Genomic DNA, 23,461 nt, shown 5'->3' with positions numbered 1-23,461 from the left:
CCTTACCGCGTGCGCGGCGGAGCAAGCGCCGCGGCGCGCCGGTACAGGGTGCTGCGGTGCACGCCCAGGGCCCGCGCCGCGCGGCTGACGTTGCCGCCGTGCGCGGCCAGGGCGTCGCGGATCGCCGAGTCCGCCATTACCTTGAGATCCGCCGGATCGCCCCTGTCCGCGGGCGGCGGGCCGGCTTGCGCGCCGCGGATATCCGCGGGCAGCATGGCGGCGTCGACCCTGCCCGCCGGCCCGGCCAGCACGTGCAGCGTGCGCAGCACCGCCACCATCTGCCGGTAGTTGCCGGGCCACGGGTAGGCAAGCAGGATGGCTTCGATGTCCGGCGGCAGGAGCGGCCCCGCGCCATGCGCCGCCCACAGGCCGCGCAGGAGTTCTAGGCGGTCCGCGCGCGCGCGCAGCGGCTCCAGCGTCACGGTGTATTCGGCGATCCGGAAATACAGGTCGGGCCGCACCGGCGCGTCGGGCCCTTCGTGCGCCAGCGGGCGGTGCGTGGCGCATACCAGCGCAAAATCCACCGGCACCGGCCGCGCCGCGCCCAGCGGCGATACCTCGCGCGTCTGCAACACGCGCAACAGGCGCGATTGCAGTATCAGCGGCATGTCGCCGATTTCGTCCAGGAACAGCACGCCGCCGTGCGCCTGCCGCAGCAGGCCTTTGCTGCCCTGGCGGCGCGCGCCGGTGAACGCGCCGTCTTCGTAGCCGAACAATTCGGATTCGATCAGGCTTTCCGGCAGCGCCGCGCAGTTCACCGCCACGAACGGCCCCGCCGCCCGCCTGCCGCGCGCATGCAGTTGCCGCGCGAACACTTCCTTGCCCACGCCGGTTTCGCCTTGCAGGAGGATGGACACGCCCGCGTCCGACAGGTGCACGGCGCGCGCCAGCGCGCCCAGGGTCTCGGCGTCGAAATTCGGCCCGGCGGGGCGCGCGGCATCGGCTGGCGGCAAGGCCGGCAGGGCCGGCGCCTGGCGGGCGCGGGAGCGCGGCCAGCGCAGGCGCGCGTGGTACACCGCGCCTGAACGCGCCTGCACCCGGCCCGCCGCGTCGGGGCAGCGCTCGATATCGCCGTCGAAAACATCCGCGTAGCGGTACACGCCCAAGGCGGTGGGCGCCAGGCCCAGCGCCTGCAAGGCGCAGCGGTTGGCGCCGACCAGCAGGTCGCCCTCGAAGGCCAGCAGCCCCTCGCCCGGCAGGCCCAGGCCGGAATGATGGGCATGCAGCCGCAGCACGGCCTGCTGTTCGTAGGCCTGCTCGAACAGGCGGTGCTCGATCAGGTCCACTGCCGCGCGCACCAGTTCAAGCACATCGGGCCGCAGCTCGCGCGCCTGGCTGGACAGGTCCAGCACGCCCAGCGTGCGGCCCTCGCCGTCGGAGATGGGGACCGCCGCGCAGGTCAGGATGCGGTTCGGTTCGAAATAGTGTTCCGCGCCATGGACCGCGATGGGCCGGCCTTCCACCAGCGCGGTGCCGATGGCGTTGGTGCCCGCCGCGGCCTCGTCCCAGGGCGCGCCGGGCATGAGCGCGACGCGCGAGGCGCGCTGGGCGAATTCCATGTCGCCGCCGCTGTCCAGCACCAGCCCCTGGGCGTCGGACAGGATCACCAGGCTGCCGCTGCCGCCGGCCTGGCCGCGCAGCAGGGACATGGCGGGTTCGGACATCCGGCGCAGCGCCTCGTTGCGCTGCTGCGCTTCGCGCAGTTCGCCCTGCGTCATGAGTTCGGCGCGGCGCACGCCGCGCATGTCGAAGCCCAGGTCGGCGCAGCGCCGCCACGATCGCAGGATGGGCTCGGCGACCATGCCGCCGGGCACGGCGCCCTGCTGGTTGAACAGCAGGCGCGCTTGCGTCAGCGCGTGCTGACGGGAATGAGTGGCCATGCTTGTCTCCTTGGACAGGCATTCTGCGACACCTGTTCCGCGACACTGTCGCAAAACGCGACGGGGGGCCTCACCTGGAGTTCCCACGCCGCGCCCGCTGCGCGGGCTTGCTGGGCCCTGAACGGGCCGGCCCTCGAAGGGCACTGCTGCGCATCGTCCGCTTTGAAAGTCTACTTTCGCATGCAGGAAGCGGGCTGTCCAGGGGAGAACGCGGTCTGGCACGTTCCTTGCTTGATACAGGACAGGCAGCCGACTGCCGCATTCCCACAATACCGGAGACAAGCATGGACATCGCTACCCGCGTTACCCCCGACACCTATGGCACGCGCCTGGACCTCAAGACCCAGTACGACAATTTCATCGACGGCAAGTGGCAGAAGCCGGCGGACGGCGAATACTTCGACAACGTCACCCCGGTCACGGGCCAGACCCTGACCCGCAACGCCCGCTCCAAGGAGCGCGACATCGAGCTGGCGCTGGACGCCGCGCATCGCGCCGCCCCCAAATGGGGCGCCACGCCGGCCGCCGAGCGCGCCCGCATGCTGATGCAGATCGCCGACGTCATGGAAGCCAACCTCGAACGCCTGGCCACGGCCGAAACCTGGGACAACGGCAAGCCGATACGCGAGGCCCGCGCCGCCGACATCCCGCTGGCGATCGACCACTTCCGCTACTTCGCCTCGTGCATCCGCAGCCAGGAAGGCGGCCTATCCGAGATCGACCATGACACCGTGGCCTATCACTTCAACGAGCCGCTGGGCGTCGTGGGCCAGATCATCCCGTGGAACTTCCCCATCCTGATGGCGGCATGGAAGCTGGCGCCCGCGCTGGCCGCCGGCAATTGCGTGGTGCTCAAGCCCGCCGAACAGACGCCGCTGGGCATCCTGCTGCTGATGGAGCTGATCGGCGACATCCTGCCCCCGGGCGTGGTGAACGTGGTCACCGGCTTCGGCCTGGAAGCCGGCAAGCCGCTGGCCTCCAGCAAGCGCATCGCCAAGATCGCCTTCACGGGCGAAACCACCACCGGGCGCCTGATCATGCAGTACGCCTCGCAGAACATCATCCCCGTCACCCTGGAGCTGGGCGGGAAATCGCCCAACATCTTCTTCGCCGACGTGGCCGCGCAGGACGACGACTTCCTGGACAAGGCCGTCGAAGGCTTCGTCATGTTCGCGCTGAACCAGGGCGAAGTCTGCACCTGCCCCAGCCGCGCGCTGATCCAGGAATCCCTGTACGACAAGTTCATGGAACGCGCCTTGAAGCGCGTGGCCGAGATCAAGCAGGGCAATCCGCTGGACGCCGACACCATGCTGGGCGCGCAGGCGTCGACCGAGCAACTGGAGAAGATCCTGTCGTACCTGGACATCGGCAAGCAGGAAGGCGCCGACGTGCTGGCCGGCGGCGCGCGCGCGCAGATGCAGGGCGCGCTGGAAGGCGGCTACTACGTGCAGCCCACGGTTTTCAAGGGACACAACAAGATGCGCGTGTTCCAGGAAGAAATCTTCGGCCCGGTGGTGGCGGTGACGACCTTCAAGGACGCCGACGACGCGCTGGCCCTGGCCAACGATACGCTCTACGGCCTGGGCGCCGGCGTGTGGTCGCGCGACGCGAACACGTGCTATCGCATGGGACGCGCGATCAAGGCCGGCCGCGTGTGGACCAACTGCTACCACGCCTATCCGGCGCACGCGGCGTTCGGCGGCTACAAGCAATCCGGTATCGGACGCGAGAACCACAAGATGATGCTCAACCACTACCAGCAGACGAAGAACCTGCTGGTGAGCTACTCGCCGAAGAAGCTGGGTTTCTTCTGATCCCCGACCAGCGGGCGCGCCGGGCCTTCCGGCCTGGCGCGCCCGAGAGGACGACATCATGGCAGAGCACACCCCGCGCGTGGTCGCGACCGACGACGCGCGCCAACTGATCGATACCCTGCGGACCAAGCACGGCCCGCTGATGTTCCACCAGTCGGGCGGATGCTGCGACGGCAGTTCGCCCATGTGCTATCCGCAGGGGGAATTCATGGTGGGCGGCTCGGACGTGCTGCTGGGCGACCTGGAAGGCTGCCCGTTCTACATGGGCGAGGACCAGTTCGCCTACTGGGAACACACCCAGCTCATCATCGACGCCGTCCCCGGCCGCGGCGGCGCCTTTTCGCTGGACAGCGCCGAGGGCAAGCGCTTCCTGCTGCGCTCGCGGCTGTATTCGGACGAGGAATGGACGAGGGTGGCGCCGGTGACGCGGGGCGGTTAGCGGTCCTTATGTGTCAGACACCCGGGGAAGTCCGTTCGATGCGCCGCGCCGGCGCGTTGGGGTGTCAGACACGGCTTCTGCGACTTGCCCGGGCGGCTCGTGGGGTGTCAGACACTGCGGGCGTTCGGCCTGTTCCCACTGGAACGATACGCGCCGGATGCGGGCGGCGCGGAATTGCGTGAACGAACGGCCGCCCGGCATGGGCGCGCCGCGATAGGCACTGCTGGCGTTCTTCATTTCTTGAAGGTGCGTTGGCGAAAAAACCTGCGTGGCGCCCGTGCTCAGGCGCGGGCCGCGGACTGCGGCCGCGAATGGGCGGACGCCGGCCGGCGCGTCCAGTCGAGCGCGTCTTCCAGGCGGTCGTTACCCCAGAACATCTCGCCGTCCACGAAGAAGGTGGGCGCGCCGAACAGGCCCAGGTTGCGCGCGCGGTCGACCCGGCGGCGCAGCGCTTCCTTGGCGGCCTCGGACTTGCCGCGGGCGATCAGGCCGTCCGCGTCGAGCGACAGATCCGTCAGCAGCTCGTGCACGACGTCTTCGGCCTGGATGTCCAGGTCGTGCTGGAAATTGGCGCGGAAAACCGCCAGGCAGAAATCGCGGCCCCAGGGCTCGTCCTGGCCCAGCAGGGCGATGCGCGCGGGCAGTACGCTCATGCGCGGAAACAGGCGCGGCCGGTTGTAGACCACGCCGTATTTTTCGGCAAGGCGGGCGATGTCCCGCATCATGTAGGCGCCTTTTCCGGGAAAAAGCCGGAAAGGCGTGTCGTTCCAGCCCTGCGCCTGGAAGATCGGCCCCAGCAGGAAGGGACGCAGGTCGACCCGGACGCCGGCGTCCCGCGCCAGGGCGTCGATGCGCTCGATGGCCAGATAGCTGTACGGGCTGGCGAAATCGAACCACATCTCGATGCGGGGCGTATCGGGCGGGGATGCGGTCATCACGAACTCCGGAAGGGCCTAGGAAATTAGCGCGACCTGCGCATCCGGCAGGCCGCTGAGAACGACGTCGCGATCGCTGCCGACGGTGACGGAATCACCGGCTTGGAGCACGCTGTCATCGTAGCGGCGGTATTCGGATACCCACAAGGTGCCGGCGTGGCACACGATGCGGAGGCCCGATGCCCGCTTCAGCAGCATAGTCGACCCGCCGGCCAAACGGAATGACATTCCCGCAGTGCAACATACCTGGATCATGGCGTTCCTCCCGGGCCGCGGCGGCGGCGATCGCGGCGGATCGCCGGGCTGCCGCCCATAGACCCGTCGTCTGGGTTCTATTGAACGCCCTCGGAGTACTATTGCTCAAGCGACATTTCCGTCCGATACGCATGAGTTTCACGAATGTCATACCCACTGGCCAAACTCCCGCCGCTCGATCTGGTCCGAGGCTTCGTGGCCGTGGGCCGCCGCATGAGCATCACGCTGGCGGCGCAGGACCTGCACGTGACCCAGTCGGCCGTGAGCCGCCAGATCCGGGCGCTGGAAGCCCACCTGGGCGTGCCTCTGCTGCTGCGGGGCTTCCGCAGCGTGTCGTTCACCTCCGAAGGCGCGCAGTTGTTCCGCATGGCCGACGTCTGGCTGAGCCAACTGGGCGACCTGACCGAACAACTGCGGGCGCCGGAGCGGCGCACCCCCGTGACCATCACGACGACCATCGGCGTGGCCTCGCTCTGGCTGCTGCCCCGCCTGGGCGATTTCCAGGAGGCCCATCCGCACATCGACGTGCGCGTGGCCGCCGACAACCGGCTCATCGACATCGACCGCGAGAACGTGGACATCGCGATCCGCTACAGCCTGCGCGACGGCGTGCCGGACAGCGCCGCGTGGCTCTTCGGCGAATCGGTGGTGCCGGTGGCGCACCCTTCCCTCGGGGCGCGCGGACTGGATGCGCGCGAACTGCAACGCCACGTGCTGCTGGAATTCGACGACCCCACGCGGCCGTGGCTGCAATGGCAGGAATGGCTGAACGCGCGCGGCCTGGGCCGGATCCCGGCCAAGGGCATGCTGCGCTTCAACCAGTACGACCAGATCGTGCACGCGGCGCTGGCGGGCCATGGCATCGCGCTGGGACGGCTGGCGCTGATCGCGCCGATGCTGGCGGACAAGCGCCTGGAGGCCCTGGGCGGGCAGGCCGCCCACGCCACCGAACTGGCCTACTGGCTGGTGCGCAATGCGCGCCGCAGCACGCCGGACGCGGACGTCGTCACGCAATGGCTGATGGAACAGGCCGCGGCGACCGCGCGCGACCTGACCTCGTAGCTCACTCCACGCGCACCACGGGCTCGCCAGCCGTCATTTCGCCGATGACGGCCGCCTGGTCGAACCCCTGCTCGCGGAACAGGTCCAGCACGGCCTCGGCCGCCTCCGGCGCGCAGGACACCAGCAGGCCGCCGGAAGTCTGGGGATCGGTCAGCAGGGCGCGCTGCGTGTCGGTGACCGCGTCGCCCAGGCGGATGGATTCGCCGTAGGACGCCCAGTTGCGGCCGGAGGCGCCGGTGATGACGCCGTCCGCCGCGTAGGCCTGCACGCCCGGCAGCCAGGGCAGGGACGCCAGCCGCAGGCGCGCGGTCAGTTTCGCGCCGCGCGCCATTTCCAGCGCGTGGCCCAGCAGGCCGAAGCCGGTCACGTCGGTAACCGCGTGCACGCCGTCCAGCGCGGCCAGCGCCGGCCCCGGACGGTTCAGGCGGGTGGTCGTGGCTATCATCACGCGGTAGCCGGCGTCGTCCAGCCGGTTCTTCTTCAGCGCCGCCGACAGGATGCCCACGCCCAGGCCCTTGCCCAGGATCAGCACGTCGCCCGCGCGCGCATCGGCGTTGCGCTTCACGCGGGCCGGATGCACCAGGCCCATCGCCGCGAGACCGTAGATGGGTTCGACGGAATCGATGCTGTGGCCGCCCGCCACCGGGATGCCGGCATCCTCGCACACCGATTCGCCGCCGCGCAGGATGTCCGCGATGACGCTGTGCGGCAGCACGTTGATCGGCATGCCGACGATCGCCAGCGCCATGATCGGGGTGCCGCCCATCGCGTACACGTCCGACAGCGCGTTCGTCGCCGCGATGCGGCCGAAGTCGAACGGGTCGTCCACGATGGGCATGAAGAAGTCGGTGGTGGCGATGAGCGCCTGCTCGTCGTTGAGCCGGTACACCGCCGCGTCGTCGGCGGTCTCGGTGCCGACCATCAGGTTGGGATAGCTGGCGGCGGGGCCGAAACGCGCCAGCAGCGCCGACAGCACGCCCGGCGCGATCTTGCAGCCGCAGCCCCCGCCATGGGAAAGCGAAGTCAACCGCGGCACCGCCGCGCTGGCAACATCCTGGGTCATCTCGATCTCCATTCGTCAGCGGAAAAGGATAGCACCGCCGGCGGGATTCGCCCTATGATGGTCCGGCAGAACGCAGCAACGGACGGCCGCCCGTCGCCGGGCGCACCGACAGCCAATCTTCACCGTGAGTGAGGGCTACATGGATCGCCGACACTTTCTCCGTTTCTCGGGCGCCCTGTGCGCGGCCAGCGCATTGCCCCAGGCCGCGCGCGCCGCGCAAGCGCCCGTCAGCGCCGGATGGCGCGCCTTCGAACTGACCACCTATATCAGCGTGAAGGATCCAGGCGCCCATACGCGCATCTGGATCCCGGTCCCCTATGCCACCGACACCCCCTACCAGCGCGGGGCGCAGACCGCCTGGCAGGTGGACGGCGGCGGCGCCGCCCGGTTGACGCAGGCCCCCGGCTACGGGGTCCAGATGCTGGCCGTGGAATGGCCGGACGCGCAGGCGCAGCGCGCGGTGACCGTGACCAGCCGCTTCCAGACCCGCAACCGGCGCGTGGACCTGACGCAGCCGCCCCCCGCGGACGCCGAACGCGAAAGCCCCGCCGCCCTGCGGGAATACCTCAAGCCCACCACGCTGCTGCCCACCGACGGCATCGTCAAGACCACCGCGGACCGTATCACGCGCGGCCACCAGGGCGACCTGGCGCGCGCCCGCGCCCTCTACGAATGGGTCGTCGAAAATACCTGTCGGACCGCCTCCACCCGGGGCTGCGGCGTGGGCGACGTGCGGTACATGCTGACCGCCAACGACCTGAACGGCAAGTGCGCCGACATCAATTCGCTGTTCGTCGCGCTGGCGCGCGCCTCGGGCATCCCCGCGCGCGACGCCTACGGGCTGCGCGTCGCCGATTCGGAACTCGGCTACAAGAGCCTGGGCAAGGCCGGCGACGTCACCAAGGCGCAGCACTGCCGCGCCGAGTTCTACGCCGCGGGCTACGGCTGGATCCCCGTCGATCCCGCCGACGTGCGCAAGGTCATGCTGGAAGAACCCCCCGGGGAATTGCCGCTCACCGACGCCAAGGTCCGGGCCGCGCGCGTCATGCTGTTCGGCGCCTGGGAAATGAACTGGGTCGCGTACAACCACGGCCATGACGTGGTCCTGCCCGGCGCCTCCCACGGCCCCGTGCCCTTCCTGATGTACCCCAACGGGGAAACCGCCGACGGCCGCCTGGACAGCCTGGACCCCGACGGCTTCAGCTACCGGCTCACCTCCAGGCCGCTTTCCGCCTGAGCCCGCAGCGGGGATCCGCCATGGTCAGCCGCCGCCAGCTTCTGCAATCCGGCTTGTCGCTGGCGGCCCTGCCCTGGCTTGCGCGCGCCGCCAGCGACAGCGCGCTCAAGACGGCCACCGGCCCGGACTGGGCCGCCTGGACCGCCCCGACGCCCCCGCTGGCCCTGCCCGACCTGTCGGGCCGCGAAAAGAAGCTCTCCGCCTGGCGCGGCAGCGTCGTCATCGTGAGTTTCTGGGCCACCTGGTGCGATCCCTGCCGCGACGAAATCCCCGTCATGTCCGCGATGGCCAAGCGCCACCGCGAAGAGGGGCTGCGCCTGGTGGCGGTGAACGTGGGCGAATCGCTGGGCAAGATCAGCACCTTCCTGGCGAAGTGGCCGGTTGCGGGAACGGTGCTGCACGACCGGAACAGCGCCGCGTCCAAGCAATGGGAGGCGATCGGCCTGCCCGCCAACTACCTGGTGGACCGCGGCGGATCCGTGCGGTATTGGCACCTGGGGGAACTGGACTGGCAGTCGGACCGCGTGGGCGGCGTGGTGACGCGGATGCTGCGGGCGTAGCGCGCGGCGCAGGAAAGATGGCGGAAGGCAGCAGGAGTCGAACCTACCTGGGAGCGTCTGACGCCCCCAACTGGGTTTGAAGCCCAGCCGCGCCACCGGGCACGGATGCCTTCCGCGATGGCCCGCCTATGATACCGGCTGCCGCGCCGCTTGCGTCCCCCCGTAGGCGCTATCGTGGCGCAGCACGTGCATGTCGCGCACGCGCCGCGTGTACCCGACGCGGTCGAAGAATTCCAGGATCTGGATCGCCCGCTTTCTTCCCAGCCCCGTGGCGTCGCGGAACACCGCCGCGTTCAGCCCCGCCGGCTGCGCGGCCAGGTCCGCCGCCAGCGCCGCCAGGGCGTCCACCTGGCCGCGGTGATAGAACAGGTCCTTCACGACCTGGCCCACGTCTCCGCGCCGCAGCAGCTTGCGCAGCAGTTGCCGCACGCGGTCTTCCGGCACGGCCAGCGTCCGGGCCAGGTCGCGCACCCAGGGCGGATCGAACGCCCCCGCGGCCAGCAGCGGCAGTATCCGCGCGGCCAGTTCCGATTCCTCGGGCCCCAGGGTCGCGGCATGGCCGGGCAGGTGCAGCCACGGGCCGTTGCGCACGATGCGGCCTTGCCGCTGGAGGTCGTCCAGCGCCGCCTGCCACAGCGCGTCCGGCCCGGCCGGCATCGCCATACGGCGCAGGCGCGCGCCGTCGGGCCCGGGCTCGTCCGGCGCGCCCTGGTGGAAGGCCGCCAGCGCCTGTTCCATGCGTTCGCGCAGCGCGTCCCAATGGGCCGCCAGGATCAAGGTTCGCGGCGCCTGCTCGGTCCGCGCCTCGATCCACAGCGCGCCCTCGGGCGCCTGGATGTCCCGCACGGGCTGGCCCGTCAGGCGCTGCAGGGCCCCTTCGTCCAGCCCCAGCGCGGCATGCTCCAGCACGGGCCGCAGGCTGCCGCCATCCAGCATGTCCGACAGCGCTCGCAGCCATTGCAGGCGCGCGGCGGACCGGCGCTTGCGGTCGGGCGCGTTCGGGTCCAGCACCCGGCCGCCGCCGACCGTGCGCGTGGCCTGCGCATTGCGCACGATGCAGCGGTCTCCCGGCATGGCGCAGACCGGCTCGTCGAACACCAGTTGCACCCAGCCGGACTGCCCCGGCGCGATCGACTCCGCGCTGAGCGGCACGGCGTGCGCCACGTGGCGCGCCGCGCCGATGTGCACGTGCAACGGCGACCAGGCGCGCACGGGCGCGTCCGCCGAGTCCAGCAGCGTCAGCGCCGCATCGACGTGGCGCGACGGCAGGAAACACCGCGCGTCCGCGATCCAGTCGCCGCGCGCGATGGCGCTCTTGTCGATGCCCGCCAGGTTCAGCGCGCAGCGCTGGCCGGCCGCGCCGGTCTCGCTGGGCTGGTTCTGCGCGTGGATGCCGCGCACCCGCACGCGCGTGCCGGCGGGCATCAGCAGCAACTCGGCCGCCTCGTCGCCCACGCGGACCTCGCCCGCATGGGCCGTCCCCGTCACCACCGTGCCATGGCCCGCCAGCGTGAACACGCGGTCCACCGCCAGCCGGAACAGGCCCTGGCGGTCCCGCCGCGGCATGGCCTGCGCCTGCTCGTCCAGGTGGGCCTTCAGGTGCGCCGTGCCCGCGTCGCCGGGCCGCGACGCGCACACGCCGAACACGGGCGCGCCGTCCAGGAAGGTGCCCGCCGCCAGCGCCGCGATCTCCGCGCGCACCGCCGCCTGCCGCTCGCCGTCGGCGCGGTCGGTCTTGGTGAGCGCCACCGCGCCGCGCGCCACGCCCAGCAGGGCCAGGATGGCCAGGTGCTCACGCGTCTGGGGCATGACGCCATCGTCCGCCGCCACGATCAGCAGGCCGAAGTCGATCCCGCTGGCGCCCGCCGCCATCGTGTGGACGAGCTTTTCATGGCCAGGCACGTCGATAAAGCCCAGCACGTCGCCATTGGGCAGCGGCGTATAGGCGTAGCCCAGCTCGATGGAAATGCCGCGCGCCTTCTCTTCCTTGAGCCTGTCGGTGTCCACGCCCGTCAGCGCGCGCACCAGCGTGGTCTTGCCGTGGTCGATGTGGCCGGCCGTGCCGACGATCATGCGAGCGGCTCCGTCAATTGCGCGGCGAAGTCCGCTTCGTGGGCCGCTTCCAGGCAGCGCAGGTCCAGCCACAGGGCGTCGTCGGCGATGCGGCCGATCACGGGCACGGGCAGGCCGCGCAGCCGGGCCTCCAGCTTGTCCAGGTGCCGTCCCGGACGCCCTGTGCCGGCATAGCGCACCTCCAGGCCGTAGCTGGGCAACTGGTCCACCGGCAGGGCGCCGCTGCCGATCTGGCTGAACATCGGCACGGCCTCGACCGCGTAGTGGGGGCCCGCCGCGTGCGCCAGCGCGCCGCGCAGGCGCTCGGCCTGCGGCTGGATGTCGCGCTGCGGGCGCGTCAGCAGGCGCAGCGTGGTCAGCCGCTCGGCCAGGAACTCGGGCGCGCGGTACAGCCCCAGCACGGGCTCCAGCGCCGCCAGGGTCAGCTTGCCGACGCGCAGGGCGCGCTTGAGCGGGTTCTTCTTGATCTTGCGGATCAGGTCGGCGCGGCCCACCAGCAGCCCGGCCTGCGGGCCGCCCAGCAACTTGTCGCCGCTGAACGTGACCAGGTCCGCGCCGGCCTCGATGGTTTCGCGCACGGTGTCTTCGCGGGGCAGGCCGAATTGCGTCAGGTCCACCAGCGTGCCGCTGCCCAGGTCCACCGTGGCGGGCAGGCCGCGCGCGTGCGCCATCGCGGCCACCTCGGCCACGCCCACGCTCTTGGTGAAGCCGGTCACGGCGTAATTGCTGCAATGCACCTTCATCAGCATGGCCGTGCGGGCGCCGATGGCGCTTTCGTAGTCGGCGGCGTGCGTGCGGTTGGTGGTGCCGACTTCGATCAGCTTGGCGCCGGCGCGCTTCATGATGTCCGGAATCCGGAAAGCGCCGCCGATCTCGACCAGTTCGCCGCGCGACACCACGACCTCGCGCCGGTCCGCCAGCGCGTTGAGCATCAGCAGCACGGCGGCGGCGTTGTTGTTGACGACGGTGGCGGCTTCCGCGCCGGTCAGCTCGCACAGCAGTTCGTCGATGAGATCGTCGCGGTCCCCGCGGCCGCCGGAGTCCAGGTCGAACTCCAGGTTGGCGGGCGAACTCAGGGCGCGCAGCACCGACGCCACCGCCTCGTCCGGCAGCAGCGCCCGGCCCAGGTTGGTGTGCAGCACCGTGCCGGTCAGGTTGTAGACGGCGCGCAGGCGCGGCCGGGCCCGCCGGGCGAGTTCGCCCGCGACGCGCGCCGCGACCGCGGCCTCGTCCAGCTCGGCCTTCGGCAGCCCGCCAGCCAGGGCGCGCTCGCGCAGCGCGGCCAGGTCCTTGCGCAGGGCCGCCACCACCTGGCTGCGGCCGTGTTCCGCCAGCGCGGGCGCCAGGGCCTGGGCGTTCAGCAGGCGGTCGAGCGACGGGATATCGGAAACGGCGGCGCCGGGGCCGGACTTGGGCATGTCAGTCCTCCTCCGAGCCGTGCCACAGCAAGGGATTGCCGCTGGCCCGCGAATAGCCGGCCTCGCCCACCAGCACGTCGAGCATCAGGCTGGCCAGGTCGTCGGCCACCGGCTCCACGTTCAGGTCCTTGTCCTGGTAGAAGATCTTGCGGTAGGTGTGGCAATGGTCGCAGGTCTCGGCCTTGATCGCTTCCGAACGCCCCTCGATGGCCTGGTACGCCACCGACTCCACGTCCTCGCAATGCGAGCATTTCACGCGCACCATGTGCCATTGCGTGGCGCACAAGCTGCAGCACAGGTAGCGGTAGCCCTCGAACTGGCCGCCCACGCGGACCACGCTGGCCACCGGCAGGCTGGCGCACACCGGGCATACGCCGAAGGGGCTGGCCACGGGCAACTGCTTGTCGTCGAAGCGGCTGGCGAGGTCGGTCCAGTAGACTTGCAGCGCCGCCATCACGAAAGGCGCGGCCGCGCCGTCCACGCCCTGGTCCTGCTCGGCCAGCACGGCGTCGGCCAGGTCTTCGACCGATTCCGGATCGTCCGCCAGCGCGCGGCGCAGCGCGGCGCACACCTCGACGGCCTCGGCCGGGACGTCCTGGCCGCCGGCGACGTCATCCAGCAACTGCTCCAGGATCTTGCGCCACAGCGGATCGCGGGGCCAGCCCACCGCCTGCAGCGGCGGCATGCCATGGGCCTGGGCCAGGGAAATGCGGTCTTCGGTGGCTTCAGGCGCGTGGCAGTGCGCCAGCGCGCGCTGCTGCGCGTCGACCAGCCGGGCCATCAGCAGGAGATAGTCGGCCACCGGACTGTCCGCGGCAAGCTGGCGCAGGCGCGCGGCGCGGACGGCGAACACGGACTCGCGCTCCGGCAGCTTGATCCGGGGGATGCTGTTGTGATCAAGCGCTTCGATTTCGCCGCGCGGAAGAATTCGCTGCAATTGCGTCTCCAGATAAACAAACACGGCTGCCGCCCCCGGAAAAGGGGGAGGCAGCCGTGCGATGGGACTCGGTGAAACCGGCCGGAAAGCCTATTTTCCGGCGGGCCCCTTGCCGACCTGCTCCCGGAACCAGGCGCGGTGGTGTTTCCACGCCCAGCCCGCGGTGACATAACCCCGCAGCATCGCCGTCAGGGAGCCCTTGACCCAGATCGCCGCATAAATATGCACAATGATCGCGCAAATCAGCACCAATGCACAAACGGCATGCAGCACCGAAGCCGCGCGGACGACCCAGATCGGAAAATAGAACGCGAAGTACTCGCGCCAGATCACGATGCCGCTGGCGAACAGGCCCAGCATGCACAGGATCAGCACGTAGAACAGCAGCTTCTGGCCGGCGTTGTACTTGCCGACCTCGGGCAGCTTGTCCTCGCGGTTCTCGACCACGTCGTTCAACTGCCGCATCCACTGGCGGTCCGCCTTCGTCATGACGTTGTGGCGCCACATATGCCCGGCGAACACGACGAAGCAGACGAACATCACCAGCCCGATGAAGGGGTGCAGGATGCGCGTCCAGGGCCCGCCGCCGAACAGGTTGGTCAACCAGTACATGGACGGATGGAACAGCGCCAGCCCCGAGAGCGCCAGCAGGATGAAGCTCAGTGCGATGATCCAGTGGTTGGTGCGCTCGCCGGGGGAGTAGCGCTTGATCAGGCGATGGCGTCGTTCACTCATGGCGAACCTCCTCTTCGGCCCTGCGTTCGTCTTCCTCGCTGACTTCGTTGCGGCCGACACGGGCATAGTGGAAGAAGCCCGCCAGCGCGGTCAGGGCCATGGCGGCCACGCCCAGCGGCTTGGCGATGCCCTTCCACAGCGCGACCATGGGACTGATCTGCGGATCCTTCGGCAGCCCGTGGTACAGGCCCGGCTGGTCGGCATGGTGCAGCACGTACATGACGTGGGTGCCGCCCACGCCCTGCGGATCGTACAGGCCGGCCTGGTCGAAGCCCCGCGACTTCAGGTCCTCGATGCGCTCGGCCGCGTGCTGCTTCATGTCGTCCTTGGTGCCGAAGACGATGGCGCCGGTCGGACAGGCCTTGACGCAGGCCGGCTCCTGGCCGACGGCCACGCGGTCGGAACACAGGGTGCACTTATAGGCCTTGTGGTCCTTCTTGGAGATGCGCGGCACGTTGAACGGACAGCCGGTGATGCAGTAGCCGCAGCCGATGCAGTTCTCTTCGTGGAAATCCACGATGCCGTTGTTGTACTGGATGATGGCGCCCGGCGAGGGACAGGCCTTCAGGCAGCCCGGGTCCTCGCAGTGCATGCAGCCGTCCTTGCGGATCAGCCATTCCAGGTCGCCCGCGGGGTTCTCGTATTCCGAGAAGCGCATGACGGTCCAGGAATGCTCGGTCAGGTCGGCCGGGTTGTCGTAGACGCCCACGTTGGTGCCGATCTCGTCGCGCAGATCGTTCCATTCCATACAGGCGCTCTGGCAAGCCTTGCACCCGATGCACTTGGAGACGTCGATCAGCTTGGCGACCGAGCCCGTGACGGGTTCGCGGATGCCGGGCGGCGGCGTGGTCGTGGCGGAGCGCCGCTTGATGTCCAGGGATTGCATAGCCATGTCGGTCTCCTTCCTATGCCTTCTCGACCTTGACCAGGAACGACTTGAATTCCGGTGTCTGGGAATTGCCGTCGCCCACGAAAGGCGTCAGGGTGTTGGTGAGGAAGCCGGGTTTGGCGATGCCCACGAAGCCCCAGTGGATCGGGATGCCCACGTGATGCACGGTCTTGCCCTCGACGGTCAGCGCCCGCAGGCGCTTGGTGACCAGCGCCACCGCCTTGATGTAGCCGCGGTTGGACGACACCTTCACGCGCGTCCCGTTGGCGATCCCCAATTCCTGGGCCAGCGCTTCGCCGAGCTCCACGAATTGCTCTGGCTGGAGAATCGCGTTGATGCGGACGTTCTTGGTCCAGTAGTGGAAGTGCTCCGTCAGGCGGTAGGTGGTGGCCACGTACGGGAAATTGTCGACCGTGCCCATCGCGGCCAGGTCGTCCTTGAAGACGCGCGCGGCCGGATTGCTGGTGACGCCCTTGGCCTTCGGATACAGCGGGTTGTAGCCCAGCGGCGTCTCGAAGGGTTCGTAGTGCTCGGGGAACGGCCCTTCGGCCATGCCGGCCCGCGCGAAGAAGCGCGCCACGCCTTCCGGGTTCATGATGAACGGCCCCATGCCGCCGTCGGGGTTTTCGTCTCCCTTGAAGTCCGGGATGTCGGCGCCGACCCAGGCCTTGCCGTTCCAGGAAATCAGGCTTCGGCGCGGATCGAACGGCTTGCCCGACGGATCGCAGGACGCCCGGTTGTACAGGATGCGGCGGTTGGCCGGCCATGCCCAGGCCCAACTGAGCGTCTGGCCGATGCCGGTCGGGTCGCTGTTGTCGCGGCGCGCCATCAGGTTGCCGCCGGGGCCCCAGGCGCCGGCGAAGATCCAGCAGCCGCTGGCCGTGGAGCCGTCGTCGCGCAGTTCCGCGAAGCCCGCCAATTGCTCGCCGCCCTTGCGGGTGATCTTGGCGGGATCCTTCGGATCGGCCAGGTCCACCAGCGCGCGGCCCGAGTATTCCTTGGCCAGTTCTTCCGCGGTGGGATTCTGCGGGTTGGCGTAGGGCCAGGACAGGTTGACGATGGGATCGGGATACTTGCCGCCCTCTTCCTGGTACATCTTGCGCAGGCGCGTGAAGATCAGCGCCATGATCTCGATGTCGCTCTTGGCCTCGCCCGGCGGCTCGGCGCCCTTCCAGTGCCATTGCAGCCAGCGGCCGGAGTTCACCAGCGTGCCGTCCTCTTCGGCGAAACAGGTGGTGGGCAGGCGGAAGACCTCCGTCTGGATCTTGGCGGGATCGACGTCGTTGGCCTCGCCGGCGTTGCGCCAGAATTCCGAGGTCTCGGTGACCAGGGGATCCATGATGACCAGGAACTTCAGCTTGGCGAAGCCGTCGTTCAGCTTGGCCTTGTTGGGCGCCGCGGCCAGCGGGTTGAAGCCCTGCGCAATATAGCCGTTCATCTTGCCCTGGACCATGAGCTCGTAGACCTGCAGCATGTCGTAGAGCTTGTCCAGCTTGGGCAGGTAGTCGAACGCCCAGTTGTTTTCCGCCGTGGCCGCCTTGCCCCACCAGGCCTTCATCAGGCTGACGTGGAACTTGTTGTAGTTCTGCCAGTAGCTCAACTGGTTGGGCCGCAGCGGCTTCTGCGTGCGCGTCTCGATGTACTTGCCGTAGTCCTGCTCGGGCTCGTTGGGCAGGGTCATGTAGCCCGGCAGCAGGTTCGACATCAGCCCCAGATCGGTCAGGCCCTGGATGTTCGAGTGCCCGCGCAGCGCGTTCATGCCGCCGCCGGCGATGCCGATGTTGCCCAGCAGCAACTGCACCATCGCGCCGGTGCGGATGATCTGCGAGCCGATGGAGTGCTGCGTCCAGCCCAGCGCGTAGAGAATGGTCGCGGCGCGGTCCTTGCCGGCCGTGCTGGCCAGCATTTCGCACACCTTCAGGAACTTGTCCCTGGGCGTGCCGCAGACGCGCTCGACCATGTCCTCGGTGTAGCGCGAGTAGTGCTTCTTCAGCAGTTGGTAGACGCTGCGCGGATGCTCCAGCGTGGGATCGGTCTTGACGTAGCCGTCCTCGCCGCGCTCGTAGTCCCAGCTCGACTTGTCGTAGCTGCGCTTCTCGGCGTTGTAGCCCGAGTACAGCCCCGCGTCGAACATGAAGTCCTCGCGCACGATGAACGAAAAGTCGGTGTAGTTGCGCACGTACTCGTGCTGGATCTTGTCGTGATCCAACAGGTACTTGATGACGCCGCCCAGGAAAATGATGTCGGTGCCGGTGCGTATGGGCGCGTAGAAGTCCGCCACGGACGCCGAGCGCGTGAAGCGCGGGTCCACGACGATGAGTTTCGCCTTGTTATGGGCTTTCGCTTCCGTGACCCATTTGAACCCGCAAGGGTGGGCCTCGGCGGCATTGCCGCCCATGATCAGTACTACGTCCGCGTTCTTGATGTCGACCCAATGGTTCGTCATCGCTCCACGGCCAAACGTCGGGGCAAGACCTGCCACCGTCGGGCCATGTCAGACACGGGCTTGGTTGTCGAACGCCAGTATCCCCATGCTGCGCACGGTCTTGTGCGTGATGTAGCCGACCTCGTTGCTGCTTGCCGAGGCGGCCAGCATGCCGGTGGTCAGCCACCGGTTGACCGTCTTGCCGTCCGCAGTCTTCTCGACGAAGTTCGCGTCGCGGTCGGCCTTCATGAGCTTGGTGATGCGCGTCAGGGCGTCGTCCCACGACATCCGCACCCACTTGTCCGAACCGGGCGCCCGGTATTCCGGGTACTTCAGGCGGTTGGGGCTGTGGATGAAGTCGATCAGGGCCGCGCCCTTCGGACAGAGCGTGCCGCGGTTGACGGGGTGGTCGGGGTCGCCTTCGATGTGGACGATGCTGGCGCGCGCATTCTTGGCGCCGTCGCCCAGGCCGTACATCAGCAGGCCACAGGCGACCGAACAGTAGGGACAGGTGTTGCGCGTTTCAGTCATGCGCGCAAGCTTGTACTGGCGGACTTCGGCCATGGCCGTGCCGGGGGCTGCCCCGAGCAAGGCCAGGCTGGAGCCTGCCAGCGTCGCACCGGTCACCTTGAAGAACTGGCGGCGATTCATGTTGACCATGAAGCACTCCTCTCCGGGTGAATGAAGAAGGCCGGGCCCGCCGAAGCAAAAAGCCCTGCGGCCTCCAAGGACATGTGTTCGAGTATAGGCCTTGCGCAACGGACGCGCCATGCCCATCCGGCCCCCTCGGGTATCGTCCCTATGGCTGGAATTTGACGGCGAAATCTCGTCATTTCGCAGATTTTGGATGATTCCGGGACTGCTACCATGGCCGGCAGCCTGGAGGTCCCGGCGGGCCCGCGATTCCGGGGACGCCGCGCCGGCCTCCCGTTTTTCCCGCTAGACCATAGGAGCGCCGATGCGCCGCCTTGCTTTCCTGGCCCTGTGTTTCGCCGCCGCGCTCGCGCCCGCCGCCTCCGCCGGCGCGGCGCCCGCCGCCCCGACCCCGGCCGCCGCCGCGACGGAGGCCGCCCGCCAGGCCGCGATGGAGGGCTACCTCTATTTCTATCCCCTGGTGACGATGGACCTGGCCCGCCGCCAGTCCATCCACCCGTCGCGCGGCGCGCAAGGCGCGCCGGCCAACGCCTTCCTGCACGGACGCGCCTTGCCGGTGCCGGGAGCCGCCGCGCCCTGGGCCAACCCCGACATGCTGCGCAGCGCCGCCTGGCTGGACCTGACGGCCGGGCCGGTGGTGCTGTCCGTGCCGGACACCCAGGGGCGGCTCTACACGCTGACCCTGCTGGATATGTGGACGGACGCCTTCGCCGCGCTGGGCAAGCGCAGCACCGGCACGGCCAAGGGCAATACCGCGATCGTGCCGCCCGGCTGGACCGGCGCCCTGCCCTCGGGCATGTCCCGCATCGACGCGCCCACTGCCTACGTGTGGGCCAAGAACCTGATCCAGACCGAAGGTCCGGCCGACTATCCCGCGGTCCACGCCTTGCAGGACGGCTTCGTCCTGACGCCGCTGGCGCAGTGGAACCTGCCCCCGCAGGCGCAGCGGCCGCGGTCGGATTCCACCCTGGACCTGGCCACCCCGGTGCGCGAACAGGTGGAATCCATGCCGACGGACGCCTTCTTCACCTACGCGGCCGAGCTGCTGCGCAGGAATCCGCCGCATCCCACGGACCAGCCCGTGCTTGCGCAGTTGCGCCGCGTCGGGCTGGTCCCGGGCCGGCCGTTCGATTTCGACAAGCTCGACCACCCCGCCAAGCAGGGCATGCGCCGGGGGCTGCGCGCGGCGCGCGAACGCATGGCGGCCGCGGCGGGCGGCAGCGTGCGCGGCGTGAACGGCTGGCAGCAGGAAACCGGCAGCATCGGCGTGTACGGCAACGCCTATCTGCGGCGCGCGCTGGCCGCGCAGGCGCAGCCGGGCTCGGGCCTGCCCGAGGACCTGTCGGTGCTGCTGCTGGCCGCCGACAGCCAGGGCGCGCCGCTGGACGGCGCGCACGGTTATGCGCTGCGCTTCGAAAGCGGCCAGTTGCCGCCCGCCGGCGCGCTATGGTCGCTTGCGGCCTACGACGGCCAGGGCATGCCGGCCGCCAATCCTCTGGGGCGCTACGCGCTCGGCAGCCGCGATCCCCTGCGCTATAACGCGGACGGTTCGCTGGACCTGCGGGTCAGCCATGCCCCGCCCCCGCCCGAAGAGCAGGCCAACTGGCTGCCGCTGCCGCCCGCCGGCCCGGTCAGCGTGCTGCTGCGCGCCTATGCGCCGGAACCGGCGCTGCTGGACGGTTCCTGGACGCCTCCGCCCGCGCTGCGGGACGCGCCGCCGGAAGAAACCCCGGAGGCCGCCGAAAAGACGGCGCCATGACGGGCGCCTGCCGCTACCATAGGCGTTTTATCCGAGATTGAACGCCCGCCATGGACGACGCCTTTAGCCACCAATTGTCGATGACCATCCTGATGACGCCGGACATGGCGAACTTCTCGGGGAATGTGCACGGCGGAACCATCCTCAAGTACCTGGACCAGGTGGCCTACGCCTGTGCCAGCCGGTACGCCGGCCAATATGTCGTGACCCTGTCCGTCGACCAGGTCGTGTTCCGCGAACCCATCCACGTGGGCGAACTGGTGACCTTCCTCGCGGCCGTGAACTACACGGGCCGCACGTCCATGGAAATCGGGATCAAGGTCGTCACCGAAGACATCCGCAAGAAGCTCGTGCGCCACACCAATAGCTGTTACTTCACGATGGTGGCGGTGGACGATCAGGGCGCGCCCACCGCGGTGCCCCCGCTTGCGCCGCGCACGCTCGAGGAAAAGCAGCGCCTGGAAGCGGCCAGGCTGCGCCGCGAACTGCGCCAGGAAATGGAGCGCCGCCACGGCGAAATCAAGCGCGAAACCACGCACGACACCCAGGCCCGCCCCTGACCGCCGGGCGGCGGAATGGCTGCCGCGGTTCAGTCCGCGGCGCCGCCGTAATGCCGCCGGTACATCGCCGGCGATACCCCCACGTGCTTGACGAAGGCCCGGCGCAGCGTATCCACGTTGGCGAAGCCGCACTGCGCCGCCGCCTGCTTGGGCGTGGCGGCGCCCGTCTCAAGCAAGGCGCGCGCGGCCGACACGCGCGTCATCTCCACCCAGGCCGCCGGCGTGATGCCGACTTCCGCGTGGAACAGGCGCGCAAAGTGCCGGGGGCTGAGACCCGCATGCCCGGCCAGGGCCTCCACCGATAGCGGCAGTTGCGGGTGCGCGGCCACCCAGCGCTGCACCTCCTGGAGCACCGATCTGCCGACCGGCCCGGCCTGCCCCTTGCGGCTGAACTGCAACTGTCCGCCCGGGCGCTTGAAGAACATCACCAGTTGCGATGCCACTTTCGCCGCCACGCCGCGCCCCAGGTCTTCTTCGACCAGCGACAGCGCCAGGTCCAGCCCGGCCGTCACGCCCGCGGAGGTGCGCAGCTTGCCGTCGCGCACGTGCAGCGCGTCTTCCTCGACCACGACACGCGGATAGGCCTGGCGCAGTTCCCGGGCCGCGTTCCAATGCGTCGTCACCCGCCGCCCCTCCAGCAGGCCCGCGGCGGCCAGCACGAACGCGCCGGTGCAGACCGACCCGTAGCGCCTGGCGTCCCTTGCGGTCGCGCGGATCCATTGCAGCGCCGGCGTGCTGAGGACGGCGCGCGACGCCCGCGGCGTGCCGGCGACCAGCAAGGTGTCGATGCGCGGCAGCGGGTCGCCCACCGCCGCGTCGGGCAGGAGGCATACGCCCGACGAACTGCGGACGGGCCCGGGCTCGTAGCCCACCACGCGCAGCGCGTAGTACGGACGCCCCAGTTCCGCGTTGGCCTGGGCGAAGACGTCGAGCGGACCGGACACGTCGAGCATCTGCACGCCCGGCAGGGCCAGCACGGCGATGGTTTTGGTCATGGCAGCGGATCGCGGTATTTGGCAGGAATTGGCGTATTACTTCTATTGAAGCCATTCTAGCGCGGCAGCAGAATGAACGGCGTACCCCTACCAGGAGGCCCATGCCATGAATTTCTCCCTCGACGACGTCCGGATCCCCGACAGCCAATTGGTCCGCGAAATCACCGAGCTGGTGCGCGACACCGAATCCCCGCTGCTGTTCCATCATTCAAGCCGCGTCTACTACTTCGGCGCGCTGGCCGGCAAACAGCGCGGCCTGAAGTTCGACCCCGAATTGCTTTACTGCGGCTGTATGTTCCACGACATGGGGCTGACCCGGCAGCACAGCAGCGATTGCTGCCGCTTCGAAGTGGACGGCGCCAACGCGGCGCGGGATTTCCTGCAAAGCCGCGGCATCGCTCAGCGCGACATCGAGCTTGTCTGGACGGCGATCGCGCTGCACACCACGCCAGGCATCCCCGAGTTCATGGATCCGGTGGTGGCGCTGGTGACGGCGGGCGTGGAGATGGACGTGCTGGGCCTGACCTATGGCGAATACAGCGACGCGCAGCGCGAGGCGGTGGTGGCGGCCCATCCGCGCGGGCCCCGGTTCAAGGAGGAGATCATCCAGGCCTTCTACGATGGCATCCGGCACAAGCCGCAGACCACGTTCGGCAACGTCAAGACCGACGTCGTCGCCGACAAGGAGCCGGCCTTCCGGCCCGGAAATTTCTGCAGCGTCATCCGCAACTCGCGCTGGGCGGGCTGACGGCCGGAACGCGTCAGGCGCGCTCGGCGGCCGGCGGCGGATCGGCCGGCGCGCCGGCCGGTTCGCGGTCGCGGCCTGCCAGGCGCTTGAGGCCGAGCCACTGCTGCGACCAGAAGCCGCGGCCGTAGTCCCGGCCGCCGGCCTCGGGGTGCTGGTCATGGATGCCCGTGGGGCCGTAGCCCACGCCGAAGCGGGCGGTGCGGAACAGCACGTCCCAGATGGGGAACAGCGCGGCGAAGTTATAACCGCCCGCCGGCCCCGGCGACGAGGCGTCGTAGGCGATGGAATGGTGATGGCGATGGAACCGGGGACTGACCAGCAGGCGTTCGCCCACGGCGCCGAAATGCATGCGCAGGTTGGCGTGCGAAAAGCTCTGCGCCAGTTGGGTGATGGCCACCACCATCACGAACTGCGCCGGCGGCACGCCCACCAACTGCGAAACGAACACCACCAGCACGTCGCGCAGCATGTCGTCCAGCAGGTGATTGCGGTCGTCGCTCCAGATCGTCATCTGGCGCTGGCTGTGGTGCACGGCGTGCAGCGCCCAGAGCCAGCCGAACCGGTGCTGGGCCCGATGGTAGAAGTAGTCCACCGCGTCGAACAGCAGCAGGTAGATGATCAGGCTGACCCAGGCCTTGTCCGTCACGCCCGGCCAATACTGGTCCAGTTGGAAGCCGGCGTAGCCCCATACGTGCAGTTGCCCGAACACGCTGTCCCACAGCGGGTCGATGGTGAAGAACAGCACCAGCCGGAACGCGCCCAGCCGGTGGATCAGCGTGTACAGCACGTCCACGCCGATCTGGCGGCGGTCCGTGACGGGCTCCACCGGCCGCAGGCGCTGCAAGGGACCGAACACCAGCACCAGCACCGCGACCTGCAGCAGGCCGACCAGCAGCCACATCGTGGCGTCATAGCCGTCCTCGATGAAGTTGCTCAGGCCCAGGTGGAACAGCGCGGGCTGAATCGCCGTCTCGAAGATCCATTGCTGGCATTCTCCGAAAAGTTGACTAAGCGTATCCATGG

The 23,461-nt window shown here is 69.2% G+C and carries 20 protein-coding genes and 1 tRNA gene; 8 read left to right on the top strand and 13 right to left on the bottom strand.

Annotated elements, in window-relative coordinates; genetic code table 11:
• Positions 1–2: 2 nt before the first annotated feature.
• Entirely contained in the window at positions 3–1,880 is a 1,878-nt protein-coding gene (locus tag AVE30378_RS13780; protein ID WP_129241435.1) for a sigma-54-dependent Fis family transcriptional regulator, read from the bottom strand.
• A 284-nt stretch (positions 1,881–2,164) separates the two neighbouring features.
• Here AVE30378_RS13780 and adh point away from each other — a divergent pair, with 284 nt between their 5' ends.
• Both adh and AVE30378_RS13770 read left to right on the top strand, forming a co-directional pair.
• Complete coding sequence (adh, locus tag AVE30378_RS13775; RefSeq protein WP_129241434.1) at positions 2,165–3,694, top strand: aldehyde dehydrogenase; 1,530 nt, start codon at positions 2,165–2,167, stop codon at positions 3,692–3,694.
• Between the two features lie 58 nt (positions 3,695–3,752).
• The gene (locus AVE30378_RS13770; RefSeq protein ID WP_129241433.1) at positions 3,753–4,133 is read left to right on the top strand and encodes a DUF779 domain-containing protein; all 381 of its coding nucleotides are present in this window, start codon (positions 3,753–3,755) and stop codon (positions 4,131–4,133) included.
• A gap of 281 nt (positions 4,134–4,414) precedes the next feature.
• Here AVE30378_RS13770 and AVE30378_RS13760 read toward each other — a convergent pair whose 3' ends face one another.
• Positions 4,415–5,068, bottom strand: coding sequence for a 2-hydroxychromene-2-carboxylate isomerase (locus AVE30378_RS13760; protein ID WP_129241431.1), 654 nt, complete (start codon positions 5,066–5,068; stop codon positions 4,415–4,417).
• Positions 5,069–5,086: 18 nt separating this feature from the next.
• Entirely contained in the window at positions 5,087–5,296 is a 210-nt protein-coding gene (locus AVE30378_RS13755; RefSeq protein ID WP_129241460.1) for a DUF2917 domain-containing protein, read from the bottom strand.
• 171 nt (positions 5,297–5,467) lie between these two features.
• Here AVE30378_RS13755 and AVE30378_RS13750 point away from each other — a divergent pair, with 171 nt between their 5' ends.
• On the top strand, positions 5,468–6,385 hold the full coding sequence (locus AVE30378_RS13750; RefSeq protein ID WP_129241430.1) for a LysR substrate-binding domain-containing protein: 918 nt from the start codon (positions 5,468–5,470) through the stop codon (positions 6,383–6,385).
• 1 nt (position 6,386) lies between these two features.
• On the opposite strand, the gene selD is transcribed toward AVE30378_RS13750, so the two are convergent.
• Positions 6,387–7,448, bottom strand: coding sequence for a selenide, water dikinase SelD (selD, locus tag AVE30378_RS13745; RefSeq protein ID WP_129241429.1), 1,062 nt, complete (start codon positions 7,446–7,448; stop codon positions 6,387–6,389).
• Between the two features lie 139 nt (positions 7,449–7,587).
• On the opposite strand from selD, the gene AVE30378_RS13740 reads away from it, so the two are divergent.
• The gene (locus tag AVE30378_RS13740) at positions 7,588–8,685 is read left to right on the top strand and encodes a transglutaminase-like domain-containing protein (RefSeq protein ID WP_129241428.1); all 1,098 of its coding nucleotides are present in this window, start codon (positions 7,588–7,590) and stop codon (positions 8,683–8,685) included.
• A gap of 20 nt (positions 8,686–8,705) precedes the next feature.
• Positions 8,706–9,245, top strand: coding sequence for a TlpA disulfide reductase family protein (locus AVE30378_RS13735; protein WP_129241427.1), 540 nt, complete (start codon positions 8,706–8,708; stop codon positions 9,243–9,245).
• A gap of 18 nt (positions 9,246–9,263) precedes the next feature.
• On the opposite strand, the gene AVE30378_RS13730 is transcribed toward AVE30378_RS13735, so the two are convergent.
• The 7 genes from AVE30378_RS13730 to fdnG form a co-directional block, all read right to left on the bottom strand.
• Positions 9,264–9,359 (bottom strand) — tRNA-Sec (locus AVE30378_RS13730).
• Between the two features lie 12 nt (positions 9,360–9,371).
• On the bottom strand, positions 9,372–11,318 hold the full coding sequence (gene selB / locus AVE30378_RS13725) for a selenocysteine-specific translation elongation factor (protein ID WP_129241426.1): 1,947 nt from the start codon (positions 11,316–11,318) through the stop codon (positions 9,372–9,374).
• A complete protein-coding gene (gene selA / locus AVE30378_RS13720) occupies positions 11,315–12,736 on the bottom strand; it encodes an L-seryl-tRNA(Sec) selenium transferase (RefSeq protein WP_129241425.1) in 1,422 nt (473 codons plus the stop codon). Before selA ends, selB begins: the two co-directional genes overlap by 4 nt.
• Before the next feature lies 1 nt (position 12,737).
• On the bottom strand, positions 12,738–13,673 hold the full coding sequence (fdhE, locus tag AVE30378_RS13715) for a formate dehydrogenase accessory protein FdhE (RefSeq protein WP_129241424.1): 936 nt from the start codon (positions 13,671–13,673) through the stop codon (positions 12,738–12,740).
• A 90-nt stretch (positions 13,674–13,763) separates the two neighbouring features.
• Positions 13,764–14,408 (bottom strand): formate dehydrogenase subunit gamma, encoded by a 645-nt coding sequence (locus tag AVE30378_RS13710; protein WP_129241423.1) that lies wholly within the window; start codon positions 14,406–14,408, stop codon positions 13,764–13,766.
• Positions 14,401–15,300 (bottom strand): formate dehydrogenase subunit beta, encoded by a 900-nt coding sequence (gene fdxH / locus AVE30378_RS13705; protein ID WP_129241422.1) that lies wholly within the window; start codon positions 15,298–15,300, stop codon positions 14,401–14,403. The genes AVE30378_RS13710 and fdxH overlap by 8 nt, the downstream gene beginning before the upstream one ends.
• Positions 15,301–15,313: 13 nt before the next feature.
• On the bottom strand, positions 15,314–18,382 hold the full coding sequence (gene fdnG / locus AVE30378_RS13700; RefSeq protein ID WP_165360182.1) for a formate dehydrogenase-N subunit alpha: 3,069 nt from the start codon (positions 18,380–18,382) through the stop codon (positions 15,314–15,316).
• A gap of 298 nt (positions 18,383–18,680) precedes the next feature.
• Here fdnG and AVE30378_RS13690 point away from each other — a divergent pair, with 298 nt between their 5' ends.
• On the top strand, positions 18,681–20,135 hold the full coding sequence (locus tag AVE30378_RS13690) for a DUF1254 domain-containing protein (protein ID WP_129241419.1): 1,455 nt from the start codon (positions 18,681–18,683) through the stop codon (positions 20,133–20,135).
• A gap of 50 nt (positions 20,136–20,185) precedes the next feature.
• Complete coding sequence (locus AVE30378_RS13685; RefSeq protein ID WP_129241418.1) at positions 20,186–20,695, top strand: acyl-CoA thioesterase; 510 nt, start codon at positions 20,186–20,188, stop codon at positions 20,693–20,695.
• Between the two features lie 29 nt (positions 20,696–20,724).
• Here AVE30378_RS13685 and AVE30378_RS13680 read toward each other — a convergent pair whose 3' ends face one another.
• Positions 20,725–21,690, bottom strand: coding sequence for a GlxA family transcriptional regulator (locus AVE30378_RS13680; RefSeq protein WP_129241417.1), 966 nt, complete (start codon positions 21,688–21,690; stop codon positions 20,725–20,727).
• Positions 21,691–21,796: 106 nt separating this feature from the next.
• Here AVE30378_RS13680 and AVE30378_RS13675 point away from each other — a divergent pair, with 106 nt between their 5' ends.
• On the top strand, positions 21,797–22,438 hold the full coding sequence (locus AVE30378_RS13675) for an HD domain-containing protein (RefSeq protein ID WP_129241416.1): 642 nt from the start codon (positions 21,797–21,799) through the stop codon (positions 22,436–22,438).
• Between the two features lie 13 nt (positions 22,439–22,451).
• On the opposite strand, the gene AVE30378_RS13670 is transcribed toward AVE30378_RS13675, so the two are convergent.
• On the bottom strand, positions 22,452–23,459 hold the full coding sequence (locus AVE30378_RS13670; protein ID WP_129241415.1) for a sterol desaturase family protein: 1,008 nt from the start codon (positions 23,457–23,459) through the stop codon (positions 22,452–22,454).
• Positions 23,460–23,461: the final 2 nt, after the last annotated feature.

Source organism: Achromobacter veterisilvae (assembly GCF_900496975.1).
Lineage (GTDB): Bacteria > Pseudomonadota > Gammaproteobacteria > Burkholderiales > Burkholderiaceae_B > Achromobacter > Achromobacter veterisilvae.
Note: the sequence above shows the minus strand (reverse complement) of the source record. Positions and strands in the feature narration are given on the sequence as shown.